The organism is Flavobacterium sp. GQ95 (genome assembly GCF_059758655.1).
This window is the reverse complement of the sequence record NZ_JCAXEB010000006.1, coordinates 202,562-217,634: the sequence shown is the minus strand read 5'-3', so window position 1 is coordinate 217,634 and position 15,073 is coordinate 202,562. Positions and strand designations below refer to the sequence as shown.

Here is a 15,073-nt window from a genome sequence, read left to right as displayed (position 1 = left end):
AAGCCAAATTACTATTTCACTACATTATGTTTAACGAAATCTTTATTTTTGTAGAAAAAATATCAAGAATGAAAGTTAAAGAACAAGGGCTTTATTTGCCTGAATTTGAACACGACAATTGTGGTGCAGGATTTATTTGTAATTTGAATGGTATTAAATCTAACGATATTATTCACAAAGCATTGGATATCTTAATAAAATTGGAACATCGTGGTGCCGTTAGTTCTGATGGACGAACTGGAGACGGAGCCGGAATTTTGTTCGATATCCCACATGATTTTTTTAAAAAAGTATGTGATTTTGAAATCCCTGAAACACGTGAGTATGCAGTAGGAATGGTGTTTTTACCAAAAAGCAAAAACCAGGTTTCTTTTTGTATCAACACTTTTGAAGCAACTATTAAAGATCAGAACTTAAAGATCTTAGGTTGGAGAGATGTACCAGTTGAAGTGGAGAATTTAGGGCAGATTGCCGCAGAAAAAGAACCATCAGTTAAACAGGTTTTTGTTAGCAAAAACGGTCAGGATTTAACTGAACAAGAATTTAATGCAAAACTTTTTGCAGCTAGAAAAATTGCTGAACACGCAATTAGAGGATCTAAAACCTCTGAAAGCCATATGTTTTATTTCTCTAGTTTATCGACAACTACCATAATATATAAAGGTCTATTGATGCCGGAAGACATCAGCCGTTATTATGTTGACTTAAAAGATCCCGATTTAGTGACTCGTTTGGCGTTAGTTCACCAACGTTTCTCTACCAATACTTTCCCTTCATGGGAATTAGCACAGCCATTTAGATACATGTGTCATAATGGTGAAATCAACACACTTCGTGGAAACGTTAGCCGTATGCGTGCTCGTGAAGAGCTTATGCAAAGCAAGGTTTTTGGCGATGATATCAAAAAATTATTCCCAATTATCTTAGAAGGAAAATCAGATTCTGCTTCTATGGATATGGTGGTTGAACTTTTATTAATGACAGGCCGTTCATTGCCTGAAGCGATGATGATGGTAGTTCCTGAAGCTTGGGAAAAACATCAGACAATGTCTCCTGAGAAAAAAGCTTTCTACGAATTCAACGCTTGTATCATGGAGCCTTGGGATGGTCCTGCTTCTATTCCGTTTACGGATGGAAATGTAATTGGTGCGCTATTAGACCGTAATGGTTTGCGTCCTTCTCGTTATACTTTAACAAAAAGCGGTTTCGTAATCATGTCATCAGAAATTGGTGTATTGGATATCGATCCGGAAGATGTTATTCAGCACGGTCGTTTAGAGCCAGGGAAAATGTTCCTTGTTGATATGAACGAAGGTCGTATTATTGAAGATGAAGAAGTTAAAAAAGCAATTGTAACTAAACGTCCTTATAAAGAATGGTTAGATGCTAATTTATTGCCTTTATCTAAAGTTCCTTACACAAATAATCCAACTCCGGTTGAGAAATTAGATTTCTTAACAAGACAAAAATTATTTGGTTATACTATTGAAGATTTAAAAACAATCATCAACCCAATGGGAGGCCAGGGAGCTGAAGCAATCAGTTCTATGGGTAACGATACGCCTTTGGCAGTTTTATCAGACCAGCCTCAATTGTTGTACAACTATTTCAAACAATTATTTGCTCAGGTTACCAACCCACCTTTGGATGGTATTCGTGAGGAAATCATTACTGATATCAGTTTAGCTGTTGGTGGAGATTTCAATATTTTTGAAATTGAATCTAAACAATGTAAAAAATTAAAAATCCAGAATCCGGTTATCTCTAACGAGGATTTAGATAAAATCAGAAATATTGACCATGTTGATTTTAAATCGGCTACCATTTCTACTTTATATAAAATAGAAAAAGGAGTTAATGGTTTAGAGCGTGCTCTTGAAAAATGTGTTCAGGCTACTTACAAAGCGGTTTCTGAAGGATGTAATGTAATTATTTTATCAGACAGAGGCGTAAGCGAAGAATTTGCTCCAATCCCTATGTTATTGGCTTGTTCTTACATTCACCACTCTTTGAATATTTTACAGGTTCGTTCTAAATTCGGAATCATAATCGAATCTGCTGAACCACGTGAACCACACCATTTTGCTTTATTGTTTGGATACGGTGCAAGTGCGATCAATCCTTACATGGTAAACGAAATCATTCACGATCAGGTGAATCAGGGATTCATTAAAGGTGTAAAAGCGGATTATGCGATTGTAAACTATAACAAAGCGATTGCAAAAGGAATCGTTAAAATCATGAACAAAATTGGTATCTCTACTTTACATTCATACAGAGCTGCTCAAATTTTCGAGATTTTAGGTTTAAACAAAACCTTTACTTCTAAATATTTCCCTTACACACCTTCAAGAATCGAAGGAATTGGTTTGATGGAAGTAGAAAAAGAAGTAAAAAAACGTTTCCAAAAAGCATTTCCAAATTCAAAAGTGGCAAGTTTGCTTTCTTTAGAAATTGGAGGTATTTACAGATGGAGACGTGGTGGAGAAAAACACATGTTCAATCCAACTACAATTGCAAAACTACAACAGGCCGTTCGTTTAAACAGTCCTGAAAGTTATAAAGAATACTCTAATATGGTTAACGAGCAAAGCTCAAACCTAATGACAATTAGAGGAATGTTTGAATTCAATAATTTAGATCCGATTTCTATTGATGAAGTAGAACCATGGACCGAAATTGTGAAGAAATTCAAAACAGGTGCGATGTCTTACGGATCTATCAGTAGAGAAGCACATGAGAATTTAGCGATTGCAATGAACAGAATTGGCGGAAAAAGTAATTCGGGAGAAGGTGGAGAAGATCCAAAACGTTTCCAGAAAGAAATCAACGGAGATTCAAGAAACAGTGCGATCAAACAAGTTGCTTCGGGACGTTTTGGTGTTTCGATCAACTATTTGACAAACGCTAAAGAAATTCAGATTAAAATGGCCCAAGGGGCAAAACCTGGTGAGGGTGGTCAGCTTCCTGGAGAAAAAGTAGTGCCGTGGATTGCTGAAACCAGAAACTCTACGCCATATGTAGGTTTGATTTCGCCTCCGCCTCACCACGATATTTACTCTATTGAGGATTTATCTCAATTGATTTATGATTTGAAAAATGCAAATCGTGAAGCACGTGTAAACGTAAAATTAGTTTCTGAAGTGGGGGTTGGAACAATTGCTGCCGGTGTTGCCAAAGCAAAAGCTGACGTTATCCTTATTTCAGGTTATGACGGAGGAACCGGTGCTGCACCATTAACTTCATTACAGCACACTGGAATTCCATGGGAACTTGGTTTAGCTGAAGCACAACAAACTTTGATCTTAAATGATTTGAGAAGTCGTGTAGTTTTAGAGTGCGACGGACAATTAAAAACAGGTCGTGACGTAGCAATTGCTGCATTGTTAGGAGCTGAAGAATTTGGTTTCGCTACTGCTCCGCTTGTAGCTTCGGGATGTATTATGATGAGAGCTTGTCACTTAAATACGTGTCCGGTTGGTATTGCAACTCAGGATCCTGAATTGAGAAAAAATTTCAAAGGAACTCCGGAGCACGTAATCAACTTCATGTATTTTATTGCTGAGGAATTAAGAGAAATCATGGCACAATTAGGTTTCAGAACCTTGAAAGAAATGGTAGGTCAGTCACAAAAATTAAATGTGAACAAAGCGATCAAACATTACAAAGCCAATGGTTTAGATTTATCATCAATTCTATACAAACCGGAAAAAGCTAAAACGGTTCCAAATCACAATACAACTGAACAAGATCACAACTTAGAAAATGTATTGGATTTCGCAATTATCAAAGAAGCGATTCCGTCTATTTATAGAAAAGAAAAAACAAGAGTTACATTTAAAATTAAAAATACAGACCGTTCTGTAGGTGCCATTTTGAGTAATGAAATCTCAAAAATATATGGCGCACAAGGTTTACCTGAAGACACTATTTTAGTTGATTTTGAAGGTTCTGCCGGACAAAGTTTTGGTGCTTTTGCAACAAACGGATTGTCGTTTAAAATTCACGGAAACTGTAATGATTATTTAGGAAAAGGACTTTCCGGAGGAAAATTGATTATCAAAGTCCCTCCTACTGCAACCTTCAAACCTGAAGAAAATATCATTATTGGAAACGTTGCCCTTTACGGAGCTATTACCGGAGAGGCTTATATTAATGGAATGGCCGGAGAACGTTTTTGTGTGAGAAATTCCGGAGCAACAGCGGTTGTTGAAGGAATTGGAGATCACGGATGCGAGTACATGACCGGTGGTACAGTGGTTGTTTTAGGAAAAACAGGAAGAAACTTCGCAGCTGGTATGAGCGGTGGTGTTGCTTATGTTTTCGATCCAGGTAAAAAATTCGATTCTACCTTATGTAACATGGAAATGGTTGCATTTGATCCGATGGAAGAAGAAGACGTTACCAAACTAAGACGATTGATCAAAAACCATTCATTGTATACCAACAGTCCATTAGCAAAAAGAATTTTAGCAGACTGGGAAAATGAACAGAAACATTTCGTAAAAGTAATGCCAACTGATTACAAAAAAGCATTACAGCGAATTGCAGAAGAGAAAAAAATAGAAGAATTAATAGCTTAATTAAATGATTTTAGATTTTAGAGTTCAGATTTTAGATTTGATTTACTTAACCTGAAAAAGGATTGGAATTTGGAATTTAAAGATTGGAATTTTAGAAATATCATTTAAAATTTAATTAAAAATGTCATGGGTAAAATAGGCGGATTTAAAGAATATAACAGAGCCGACGAAAGTAATTTAGCAGTTGCAGAACGTGTTTCGAACTACAACGAATTTACTATTCCGTTATCTGAAGAAAAGAAAAAAGAACAAGGTTCAAGATGTATGGATTGTGGTATTCCTTTTTGCCACAGTGCTTGTCCGTTAGGAAATTTAATTCCTGACTTCAACGACATGGTGCATCAGGAAGAATGGCAAGGTGCATTGGAGATTTTACAATCTACTAACAACTTTCCGGAATTCACAGGTCGCTTATGCCCTGCTCCATGTGAGAAATCATGTGTATTAGGAATTATCAAAGAACCGGTTGCAATCGAAAACATCGAGAAAAATATCATCGAAAGAGGTTTTGATGAAGGATGGATCAAACCACAGCCGCCAAAAACCAGAACTGGAAAAACAGTTGCTGTTATTGGTTCAGGTCCTGCAGGTTTGGCTGCTGCTCAACAATTAAACAGAGCGGGTCATACCGTAACAGTTTTTGAAAGAGACAATGCTATTGGAGGTTTATTGCGTTACGGAATTCCGAATTTCAAATTAGAAAAAGGAATTATCGACAGACGTGTATTAATCCTTGAAGCAGAAGGAATCACTTTTAAGACTAACGTAAATGTTGGAGTGAACTTTAGCGTTGAAGAACTAAATGCTTTTGATTCTATAGTATTATGCGGTGGAGCAACTGAAAGAAGAAGTTTGCCAACTAAAGGAATCGAAAGCAAAGGAGTTGTTCAGGCAATGGATTTCCTAACACAACAAACTAAAGTTTTATACGGAGAGTCAATTCCAGACCAGGTAATGGCTACCGGAAAAGATGTAATCGTAATTGGTGGTGGAGATACTGGTTCAGACTGTATCGGAACATCAAACAGACATGGTGCAAAATCAGTAACTAACTTTGAGATTTTACCAAAACCTCCGGTTGGAAGAAGCGAATCGACTCCTTGGCCTTTCTGGCCATTGCAGTTGAAAACGTCATCATCTCACGAAGAAGGTTGCGACAGAAACTGGTTAATCAATACTAAAGAATTCTTAGCTAACGAAAAAGGAGAATTAGTTGGATTAAAAACGGTTGAAGTGCAGTGGAAAATGACTCCGGGTCAGCGTCCTGAATTAATCGAAAGAGAAGGTTCAGAGAAAATCTGGCCTTGCGATTTAGCTTTATTGGCTTTAGGATTTACAGGTCCGGAGAAAACTTTAAGCGAGCAATTGGGTCTTGAAGTTGACATGAGAAGCAACTATAAAGCAAAAAATTATCAAACGAACGTTCCGCACATTTTCACCGCTGGTGATATGAGAAGAGGACAATCGTTAATTGTATGGGCTATTTCAGAAGGTCGCGAAGCAGCAAGAGAAGTAGATTTGTTCTTAATGGGCTCTACTAACTTGCCAACCAAAGGAAACGGAGATTTACCTAGTCTGTAATTTTTAAGGTACTAAGATGCTAAGGAACTGAGGGACTAAGGTTTTCTATAGCATCTTAAAAAATTAAAAATTATTAGGTAGTTTTTATATTCCGATAAACAACACACAACAAAAAGCCTTGACTTACGTCAGGGCTTTTTAGGTTCAAAGAGGCCGAAAAATAAAAGGGAGATTAAACCCGAAGTTTGAACATAGCCCAAGGTTTCAACCTTGGGAGACGGGTCGTGATCTTGTATTTAGATCGTTTGTTATAATATCGTTTTACGATTATGTATCTTGATCACATATTGTGGCTATACATTTTATCATATATTGCGTTCCCAAGGTTGAAACCTTGGGCTATGTTTTTATTGAACTTCAAAAAATAAGAACCTTTTTTTCAAAAGAAGACCATTGTTTGATTCTATCCCCGATAGAGGCGATATCCTCGTAGTGAAACGGAGAGATAAGGCCGAAAGCGGGAACTATGTTTATTAAAATGCCCATTGTTATGCTTCAAAAAAACCTAAACTAATCAAAACTAATCTTTTAATCTGTGGCAAAAACTTAGTACCTTAGAGTCTTAGCACCTCAGAACCTAAAAAGAATTTATAAAAATTCGAAATAAAGTACTTTTTGTTCAAAAACAAACAATTTGTTACAATTTGTTATTTTTCTACAATTAATTTGTCGTTAGTCAAAAGTGTAATAACTTTGCCCAAAATAGTTTATAAAAATGCAAGCAAAAGATTTACTGCAGTTAGCAGACCAATTTGGAAGTCCATTATATGTTTATGATGCCGAAAAAATCCAATCACAGTACAATAGGTTAACTAAAGCTTTCTCTAAGGTAGAAAACTTGAGAGTTAATTACGCCATGAAGGCATTGTCTAACGTTGCGATTCTTCAGTTATTAAAGAACATGGGGTCTGGTTTAGATACTGTATCGATTCAGGAAGTTTTATTGGGACTTCATGCTGGCTATGATCCTGACAAAATTTTCTTTACGCCAAACGGAGTTTCTTTGGAAGAAATCGAAGAAGTTGCCGCAATGGGTGTTCAAATCAATATTGATAATTTATCTATCCTGGAGCAATTCGGGACAAAATATCCTCAAATTCCGGTATGTATCCGTATCAATCCGCACGTAATGGCGGGTGGAAATGCTAATATTTCTGTGGGACATATCGATAGTAAATTCGGAATCTCGGTACATCAAATACCGCATATCTTGCGAATTGTTGAGAATACAAAAATGAGTATTGTTGGAATTCACATGCACACAGGATCTGATATTTTAGATATCGAAGTATTCTTGTATGCTGCTGAAATCTTGTTCGATACAGCAAAACACTTCAAAGATCTAGAGTTTTTAGATTTCGGAAGCGGCTTTAAAGTTCCTTACAAAAAAGACGATATCGAAACAGATATTGAAGAATTAGGTAAAAAATTATCAAAAAGATTCAATGCTTTCTGTGCAGAATATGGCAGAGATTTAACGTTGATTTTCGAACCAGGAAAATTTTTGGTGAGCGAAGCAGGCCATTTCTTAGTAAAAGTAAACGTAGTAAAACAAACAACTTCAACAGTTTTTGCCGGAGTTGATAGTGGTTTCAACCACTTAATTCGTCCAATGTTGTACGGATCTTCACACCATATCGAAAACATCTCAAATCCAAAAGGAAAAGAGCGTTTTTACTCTGTGGTAGGATACATTTGCGAAACCGATACTTTTGCCAACAACCGCAGAATCTCTGAAATTACTGAAGGTGATATTTTAGCTTTCAGAAACGCCGGAGCGTACTGTTTCTCCATGTCTTCGAACTACAATTCAAGATACAAACCAGCCGAAGTTTTATGGAAAGACGGAAAAGGAATCTTAATTCGTCAACACGAAACATTCGAAGATTTGCTTAAAAATCAAATTCCGTTGCCACAAGAAGTTGCTGCAACAGTTTAAAATAAAAAAAAGAGAATATCAATTGTTGAAAATCCCGTTTCTTATGAAATGGGATTTTTTTATTTTAGATTTATACGTTGTCAGGCTGAGCGATCCAAAGCCCACACAAAATAACCCCAAAGTATTGTCATTTCGACGTAAGGAGACTCGAGCGATAGAAACTGGCGAAGCAAATCTCCGCAAGAAGCTCTACAAAGTGAGCACCATGTTTGTCATTTCGAAATCAAAGCCAACATAAAGTAACCCCAAGCTTGTCATTTCGACGAAGGAGAAATCCTCGCAAGAAACTCTACAAAGTAACCTTCATGTTTATCATTCCGAAATTAAAGCCAACACAAAGTAACCCCAATCTTGTCATTTCGACGTAAGGAGAAATCCTCGCAAGAAACTCTATAAAGTATAACAAATTCAAAGTCAAAAAAAGAAAGAAAAATCTTAAAACTAATTCTGACTTTAGCCAAAAAATAAAAATGAAATTACAAGAAGGCTATCATACGCACTACATCTACATAATATCAAATAAACATAAAACCGTTTTTTACACCGGAGTTACAAATAATTTAAAAATGCGTTTAAGCCAACATAAAGAAAACAACGTAACTGGTAACAAAACCTTTGCCTCAAAGTATCACGCAACATACTTATTATTATGAAAAGTTTACCTGGGTTCAGGAAGCAATTGCTCGTGAGAAGGAAGTAAAAGACTGGCGCAGGGAAAAGAAAATTGAATTGATAAAGACTATAAATCCAAATCTGGATTTTTTGAATGATTTATTTTCGTGATTTCAACGTACAAATTTCCAATCTTTGTCGAGCTTCTTGCGAGGATTTCTCCTTCGTCGAAATGACAAGATTGTGGATAATTGGGCTCAAAACTTAAACTTAGAATTGATTTTCTATAAGCGTCTCGCGCCGAAAAAGGCGGGTTGGGCTTTCGGCTATATCTTTTGTTTCGTTTCACTTCACAAAAGGCTCTATCCCTGATGTGGCTTTGTTTTCATAATACACTTCTGAAAAAATAAACTTCTAATCTAGCCCCGATGGAAGCGATATCCTTTTGTGCCGGGGTTCGGCACAAAAGATTTAGCGGACAGCGGGACGGGTCGTTCTTTTGAAAATGAAAATTGCTGCTACTAAAAATTCACCACAACATTTAAAATAAAAACTTATTTTAGCTTAGCAAAAACCTCAAACTTAAACTAAAAACTACCTCAGGTTGTCAATAACAACTATAAGTAGCGCAATAACAACTATTGGTAGCTGACTTTATTTGCGAACAGGCTATCGGGCACTATAGCTTTGCAGTATCAAATAAAAAATATAATCATGATGCTAAATTCAAAATCAGTAGGCAATAAAATTGCTACAGCCAGAAAGAAAATTAACCTTTCGCAAGCAGACCTTGCACAGCAAGTGTCAATTAGTCCGCAGGCAGTTGGTAAATGGGAAAGAGGTGAATCAATGCCCGATATTACTACATTAAACCGACTTGCCGAAATTCTAGGTGTAGACTTAAACTATTTTTCTGAAACCTTGAAATCTACAGTTTCTCAAAACCAGGTTGAAACGACCAAAAAACAAGCTGCAGAAATTTCACAAACAAAATCTAAAACTAATTCAGGGTTAAACTGGAATATGTCATCAGAAAATTGGGTTGACGCTGACTTTTCGGGGCTAAACCTTAAAGACAAATTCAGTACTTCAAACATGAAGAACTGTAAATTAATCGATTCTGATTTATCGAACTTAACCCTTAAATCCAACAATATTGTAGGTTGCGATTTTTCTAATTCGGATTTGAGAAATAGTAAAATTCAGACTTCTGACTTACAAAACAATCAATTTGTTGAATGTTTACTCATAGACACGGAATTTTCGTCCAGTGAAATTAAAAACTGTAATTTTTCAAAGGCAAATTTTTCGGGAGTTGAATTTAAAACATCCGAACTTAAAAATTGTATTTTAGAGAATGCAGTTTGGAACTTATCTTCATTTAAATTATCGCAAATTTCCGATGTGGTTTTTAATGGTACAATAGAAGAATGTTCTTTTGAAAGCTGCTCTTTTTCAAAAGTGACTTTTAAGAATGTAACCTTTATAAATACTTTTTTTAAAGGCCAAAAATTAAAAGGTATTCAATTTATTGATTGTACTGCTGACCGAATGACTTATGAATTCCTGAAAAACGGAAAAGCTAATTTAACGGGACTGACTTTATTAACATAGTGCCTGCAAAATATATAGAAATAAAAAAAACTATTTTAACTTAGCCAATTAAACACCAAAACCAATGAAAATTACGATTCCCCTATCGGCTTTACTCCTGTTACTTACTACGACTCTATTCAGCCAGACTATTGCTGATTTAAAACTAAAACCCAAAGAAATTCCAAAAAGCTATTTCTTAAGCGACGGTCAGATTTGTGTTACGAATCAGGCTTGTAATTTTTATACTGACATTACTACTTACAGCAACATTGTTGGAGTTGTAAAAAGCAAAGAAATTCAAAGTTTCAAAAGTAAAGCAGATAGCGGTTCAATCATGTACATTGAATTTGAAAACAGATTCAAAGGTGATAAGTTTCTGCAAGGATTGTTATGGGGAAAAGACGGTCAGCCAACTGACGAGCATCCGGAAGAGTATCTTGCAAAAGGAAAATTTCTGATCATTTGGAGTTTTCATCCGGATAGTACTATTAAGGAAAAATCAGAAGCTAAAATTGATGCGATTTTGCAGTAAGTAATAAAATCAATTTGGAATTAACTTTTATCTTGGCTCGTGCTTTCAGAAAAACAAAAGAAGAAATATGAAAAAATTATTATATCTAGTCTTAATATTTGCCGCAAGTTTTTCTTATTCACAAAATGAAGTCAAAGAAAGAGAACCATTTACCTTGAAACTTTTAGTTGATAGCGAGCAATTTTATCAAATGAATGTTGATAAATCAAAATATTTTGTAAAAGAAAATATTTTACAAATTTATCCGACCGAAAAAATTAATATTCAGGTTGAAATTAAAAATGACACTATCTTCGCAATGAAGGTTGTAGAAAAAATAGTAGAACCAAAAAAAACGATACAAATTGAGTTCGTACAGAATGTCAAGGATAATAAATCTGAAGGAATGATGTTGAAAGTAACAAATCCGTTTGACAAGAAATTGAATTATAATGCAATGATGTATATTGTGGGACATGACAAATGGATTTCGACAAGTATAATTCCAATACTTCCGAATTTAGTAAACTATGAAACCTGGAATGACGTAATTATATCATTGGTTTTAGAAAAATGGAGATTTGAAAAGTAAAATCATTGGTTAAAAACTATAGACAATTAGTACAATTTTAAAAACGCAAATTTTGGAAATACTTTCCTTTCTCAGTGATTCTTTTTGGGATCTTTTTCTTGTCATTATGGGATTTCTAGCTATGGTTCTGGGAATTGACACTTATAAAAAAGAAAAAAAACTTCATGAAATCGGTATTAAAACTATCGCTATAGTTGTCGGTTTTAGTGATGAAGAAACTTCAGATGGCGTGAAGGTTACTGTGCCTGTTTTTGAATTTAATGATAGTTCCAATAATAAAATTCGAGTAAAAGGAGTCAGTAATTCTATTTGTAAAATTAATGAGACTACGGTTGTTTACTATGATCCTAAAAATCCTGAAACTGAATTCTACTTTGCAAAAAAAGATTTTTTAGTAAAATATCTTTTCTTTTTCTTTGGTTTATTTTTTCTGATTTTAGGTTTTGTATATTTATATAATCATTTCATGGCATTCAATTCCAAATAAGAAGTACTTAAAAAAATCCATATGAAACCACAAATCCGAATCCTAATCTACTCTATATTATTCTTTTTATACCTTTCTTCAACGCCACTTTTATTAACGTTGGGCGAAAAATTAAAGACGGATCCTTTTGTCACTTTAGGCTTTGGTTTTGCTTTATTAAATATTTTTTATGCTTTCTTCGCTTTAAAATGGACTGTTTTGCTTAATATAGTCTGTTCTATTGCAATTGCAGCTTTGGCCTTATTCTTAGCTTTGAAGTTTACCAATTTACATCTGTTTTTAAATTATGATCCTTATCAGGTCAAAACTGCGATATTAGCTAATGCTGTTTTCTCTATTGTATTTTGGGAAATTGTTTATCAGATAAAAATTAGAAAAAACACTTCAGGTTAGACGCACTGCTGTGCGCCTCTACGATTACACTCTTTAAATCTTTAAAAAAATGAAAAGAGAAAATTCAATTGATATAGTCCGCGGAATTGTAATGATCATTATGGCGCTAGACCATGTTCGCGATTTAATGCATGTTGATGCTTTAACACAAAGTCCGACCGATTTAGCGACAACAACACCAATATTGTTTTTCACACGTTGGATCACGCACTTGTGTGCACCAATTTTTGTTTTTCTGGCAGGAACTTCTGTTTTTCTTTCGCTTAAAAGCAAAAACAATCTTGCAGCAACGAGACAGCACTTAATCAAAAGAGGTTTTTGGCTGGTATTGCTTGAATTTACGATTGTCAATTTTGGAATATTCTTTGACATTGGTTTTCACACTCTACTATTTCAAGTAATTGCTACAATTGGGTTTGGGTTTATTTTGTTAGGTTTGTTGTTAAAAATACCCACAAAACAATTGGGCATTTTGGGTTTGATTATTATTTTTTGCCATAACATTTTTCCTCTGATTCCGTTTGCTGAAGGTTCTCTGTTAAAAACAATTTTAGCTCCCTTTTTTAACCTGACTGTGATTCCGCTTTTTGCAGGAAAAGTATTTGTTGTAGGTTATCCTCCTATTCCATGGTTGGGAATCATGCTGGTTGGTTTTGCTTCAGGGCGCTTTTTTGAAAAAGAAAAATCAGAAAGAAAAAAACTTTTTGTAAAAATTGGTCTTGGTTCTTTAGGATTGTTTACCCTAATTAGATTTATCAATATTTATGGCGATCCGGCGCTTTGGTCAGTTCAAAAAAATGCATTGTTTACTTTTCTATCTTTTATGAATTTGACTAAATATCCGCCTTCGCTCGTGTTTTGTCTGGTTACTTTAGGAATTTTATTTTTACTGCTTGCCTTCGCTGATCAATTTAATAGTGGAATTATAAAAGTAACTTCGGTTTATGGGAAAGTGCCTTTGTTTTACTTTGTTATTCACTTTTATGTGATTCATGTTCTTACGCTTGTCATGCTTCTTTTTCAAGGTTTTAATTGGTCGCAATTTGAATATGCAACTGGAACTTTTGGAAGACCTAAAAATCTCGAAAGCGGAGTGCCACTTTTGGCAATTTATTTAATTTGGATAAGTGTCGTAACCATTCTTTATAAACCTTGTATTTTGTTTGGAGAATATAAAGCGAGAAATTCACATTGGTGGTTGCGGTATATTTAATTTACAGGTGTGAGACGCATCTTTTCCTTTTTATACGCTTTAATTTAAAATTCGTAAATTTATTATCCGACTATTTTTTAATAGTGAGAATAAAGTTCTAATTTTTAAATCGAATAGTATGAAAACTAAAAAAATATGGGCCAATTTAGCCGTAGAAGATCTGGCGCGAACTACCAAATTTTATAGCGAATTAGGTTTTAAACCAAATGGAACCAATACAGAACTGACGAGTTTTTGTTTTGGAGATGATGATTTTATAATTCATTTTTTTACAAAAGACAGATTTAAATGGGCTGTGAATGACGAAGCTGCCGATTTACAAAAAGGTAATGAAATTATATTTTCGCTTTCGGCTGAAAGTGTAGATGAAGTACATCAACGACTTTTGGCGGTTAAAAATGCTGGTGGTAGAGTTTTTGCTGAGCCTCAAAGTTTTGAGAAAGGCTATTTCTTTGGATTCTCAGATCCCGATGGCCATAAATTTAATGTGTTGTACTGGCCTAAATAAAACCTCTTCAACACCTTTTCTAAAAAATTATCTTAAAAAATCACAAAAACATTTTGCGCAACCAAAAAGTTGTTTATATTTGCAACTAATTAGTTGCGTATTTAAATAATTCAAAATGAACAGAGATATTTTTCAGGCTATTGCCGATCCGACCCGAAGAGCAATTTTAGTTTTGGTTGCCACAAATGCATTGACACCAAATGCCATTGCGGAGCAATTTAATACGACGAGACAAGCCGTGTCTAAACACATTAAAATTCTCAATGAATGCGAATTATTAGCCGAGAAAAAAGTCGGGAGAGAAATCTATTACCAGCTAAAAATTGACAAAATGAAAGAAATTGACAAATGGTTAGAACAGTTTAAGGAAATTTGGGAAAACCGTTTTAGTCAATTAGATCAAGTATTAATGAATCTAAAATCTAAAGAAAATGAAATCTAATCTATTGATGAATTTTACCGTAGACAAAGAAAACAGCACGGTAAACGTAAAAAGAGAATTCAATGCGCCACTTGCCGATGTTTGGTCCGCCTGGACACAAGCAGAAATATTAGACCAATGGTGGGCGCCATCACCTTGGAAAGCCAGAACAAAAAGTATGGATTTCAAAGAAGGCGGACGTAGACTTTATGCCATGGTTGGCCCTCAAGGCGAAGAGCATTGGGCTATTGCCGATTTTACTTCGATTACGCCAAAATCTAACTTTAAATATCTGGATGCTTTTAGTGATAGCGAAGGGAACTTAAACAAAGATTTTCCGCGTTCTGACTGGAATGTGAATTTCTCCGAACAAGGTAATTCTACTATTGTTGATGTTGCGATTAAACATGAAAACCTTTCTGATTTGGAAAAAATCATTGAAATGGGTTTCAAAGAAGGTTTTACAATTGCTATGGAAGGTTTGGACGAAATTTTTTCTGCGAGAAGGAAGTAATTCTTATTATTATATTTTATTGAATCCCGTTTCTATTGAAGCGGGATTTTTCGTTTCTATTTATTATAAATCCGTACTTTTATATTTCAAAATTCACCTTCAATTTTTAATTTTGAAAAACAT

General features: G+C 34.8%; 12 protein-coding genes and 1 pseudogene. All 13 read left to right on the top strand.

Translation table 11 applies throughout. The features are described from left to right. Nucleotides 1-68: 68 nt before the first annotated feature. The gene (gene gltB / locus AC6CH4_RS13565; RefSeq protein ID WP_498103739.1) at nucleotides 69-4,583 is read left to right on the top strand and encodes a glutamate synthase large subunit; all 4,515 of its coding nucleotides are present in this window, start codon (nucleotides 69-71) and stop codon (nucleotides 4,581-4,583) included. Nucleotides 4,584-4,709: 126 nt separating this feature from the next. Further along, nucleotides 4,710-6,164 carry a glutamate synthase subunit beta gene (locus tag AC6CH4_RS13560; RefSeq protein ID WP_498103737.1) on the top strand — a complete coding sequence of 485 codons (1,455 nt, stop codon included), beginning with the start codon at nucleotides 4,710-4,712 and terminating at the stop codon, nucleotides 6,162-6,164. A gap of 715 nt (nucleotides 6,165-6,879) precedes the next feature. After that, on the top strand, nucleotides 6,880-8,103 hold the full coding sequence (lysA, locus tag AC6CH4_RS13555; protein WP_498103735.1) for a diaminopimelate decarboxylase: 1,224 nt from the start codon (nucleotides 6,880-6,882) through the stop codon (nucleotides 8,101-8,103). Nucleotides 8,104-8,573: 470 nt separating this feature from the next. After that, nucleotides 8,574-8,886 (top strand): annotated as a pseudogene (locus AC6CH4_RS13550) (GIY-YIG nuclease family protein). 543 nt (nucleotides 8,887-9,429) lie between these two features. Continuing rightward, nucleotides 9,430-10,329 carry a helix-turn-helix domain-containing protein gene (locus AC6CH4_RS13545; RefSeq protein WP_498103733.1) on the top strand — a complete coding sequence of 300 codons (900 nt, stop codon included), beginning with the start codon at nucleotides 9,430-9,432 and terminating at the stop codon, nucleotides 10,327-10,329. A 64-nt stretch (nucleotides 10,330-10,393) separates the two neighbouring features. Then, complete coding sequence (locus AC6CH4_RS13540; RefSeq protein WP_498103731.1) at nucleotides 10,394-10,843, top strand: hypothetical protein; 450 nt, start codon at nucleotides 10,394-10,396, stop codon at nucleotides 10,841-10,843. A gap of 67 nt (nucleotides 10,844-10,910) precedes the next feature. Then, nucleotides 10,911-11,414, top strand: coding sequence for a hypothetical protein (locus AC6CH4_RS13535; protein ID WP_498103729.1), 504 nt, complete (start codon nucleotides 10,911-10,913; stop codon nucleotides 11,412-11,414). A 52-nt stretch (nucleotides 11,415-11,466) separates the two neighbouring features. After that, nucleotides 11,467-11,901 carry a hypothetical protein gene (locus AC6CH4_RS13530; protein ID WP_498103727.1) on the top strand — a complete coding sequence of 145 codons (435 nt, stop codon included), beginning with the start codon at nucleotides 11,467-11,469 and terminating at the stop codon, nucleotides 11,899-11,901. A gap of 21 nt (nucleotides 11,902-11,922) precedes the next feature. Next, complete coding sequence (locus AC6CH4_RS13525) at nucleotides 11,923-12,294, top strand: hypothetical protein (RefSeq protein WP_498103725.1); 372 nt, start codon at nucleotides 11,923-11,925, stop codon at nucleotides 12,292-12,294. 49 nt (nucleotides 12,295-12,343) lie between these two features. After that, nucleotides 12,344-13,507, top strand: a complete 1,164-nt coding sequence (locus AC6CH4_RS13520; protein ID WP_498103723.1) for an acetyltransferase domain-containing protein — start codon at nucleotides 12,344-12,346, stop codon at nucleotides 13,505-13,507. A 118-nt stretch (nucleotides 13,508-13,625) separates the two neighbouring features. Next, nucleotides 13,626-14,015, top strand: coding sequence for a VOC family protein (locus tag AC6CH4_RS13515; RefSeq protein WP_498103721.1), 390 nt, complete (start codon nucleotides 13,626-13,628; stop codon nucleotides 14,013-14,015). A 115-nt stretch (nucleotides 14,016-14,130) separates the two neighbouring features. Beyond that, entirely contained in the window at nucleotides 14,131-14,457 is a 327-nt protein-coding gene (locus AC6CH4_RS13510) for an ArsR/SmtB family transcription factor (protein ID WP_498103719.1), read from the top strand. Then, nucleotides 14,447-14,950 carry an SRPBCC family protein gene (locus AC6CH4_RS13505; RefSeq protein ID WP_498103717.1) on the top strand — a complete coding sequence of 168 codons (504 nt, stop codon included), beginning with the start codon at nucleotides 14,447-14,449 and terminating at the stop codon, nucleotides 14,948-14,950. Before AC6CH4_RS13510 ends, AC6CH4_RS13505 begins: the two co-directional genes overlap by 11 nt. Nucleotides 14,951-15,073: the final 123 nt, after the last annotated feature.

Bases quoted from the DNA above. Each gene is read 5' to 3' on its own strand.
- gltB (WP_498103739.1), top strand. From the start codon at position 69: ATGAAAGTTAAAGAACAAGGGCTTTATTTGCCTGAATTTGAACACGAC.
- AC6CH4_RS13560 (WP_498103737.1), top strand. From the start codon at position 4,710: ATGGGTAAAATAGGCGGATTTAAAGAATATAACAGAGCCGACGAAAGT.
- lysA (WP_498103735.1), top strand. From the start codon at position 6,880: ATGCAAGCAAAAGATTTACTGCAGTTAGCAGACCAATTTGGAAGTCCA.
- AC6CH4_RS13545 (WP_498103733.1), top strand. From the start codon at position 9,430: ATGATGCTAAATTCAAAATCAGTAGGCAATAAAATTGCTACAGCCAGA.
- AC6CH4_RS13540 (WP_498103731.1), top strand. From the start codon at position 10,394: ATGAAAATTACGATTCCCCTATCGGCTTTACTCCTGTTACTTACTACG.
- AC6CH4_RS13535 (WP_498103729.1), top strand. From the start codon at position 10,911: ATGAAAAAATTATTATATCTAGTCTTAATATTTGCCGCAAGTTTTTCT.
- AC6CH4_RS13525 (WP_498103725.1), top strand. From the start codon at position 11,923: ATGAAACCACAAATCCGAATCCTAATCTACTCTATATTATTCTTTTTA.
- AC6CH4_RS13520 (WP_498103723.1), top strand. From the start codon at position 12,344: ATGAAAAGAGAAAATTCAATTGATATAGTCCGCGGAATTGTAATGATC.
- AC6CH4_RS13515 (WP_498103721.1), top strand. From the start codon at position 13,626: ATGAAAACTAAAAAAATATGGGCCAATTTAGCCGTAGAAGATCTGGCG.
- AC6CH4_RS13510 (WP_498103719.1), top strand. From the start codon at position 14,131: ATGAACAGAGATATTTTTCAGGCTATTGCCGATCCGACCCGAAGAGCA.
- AC6CH4_RS13505 (WP_498103717.1), top strand. From the start codon at position 14,447: ATGAAATCTAATCTATTGATGAATTTTACCGTAGACAAAGAAAACAGC.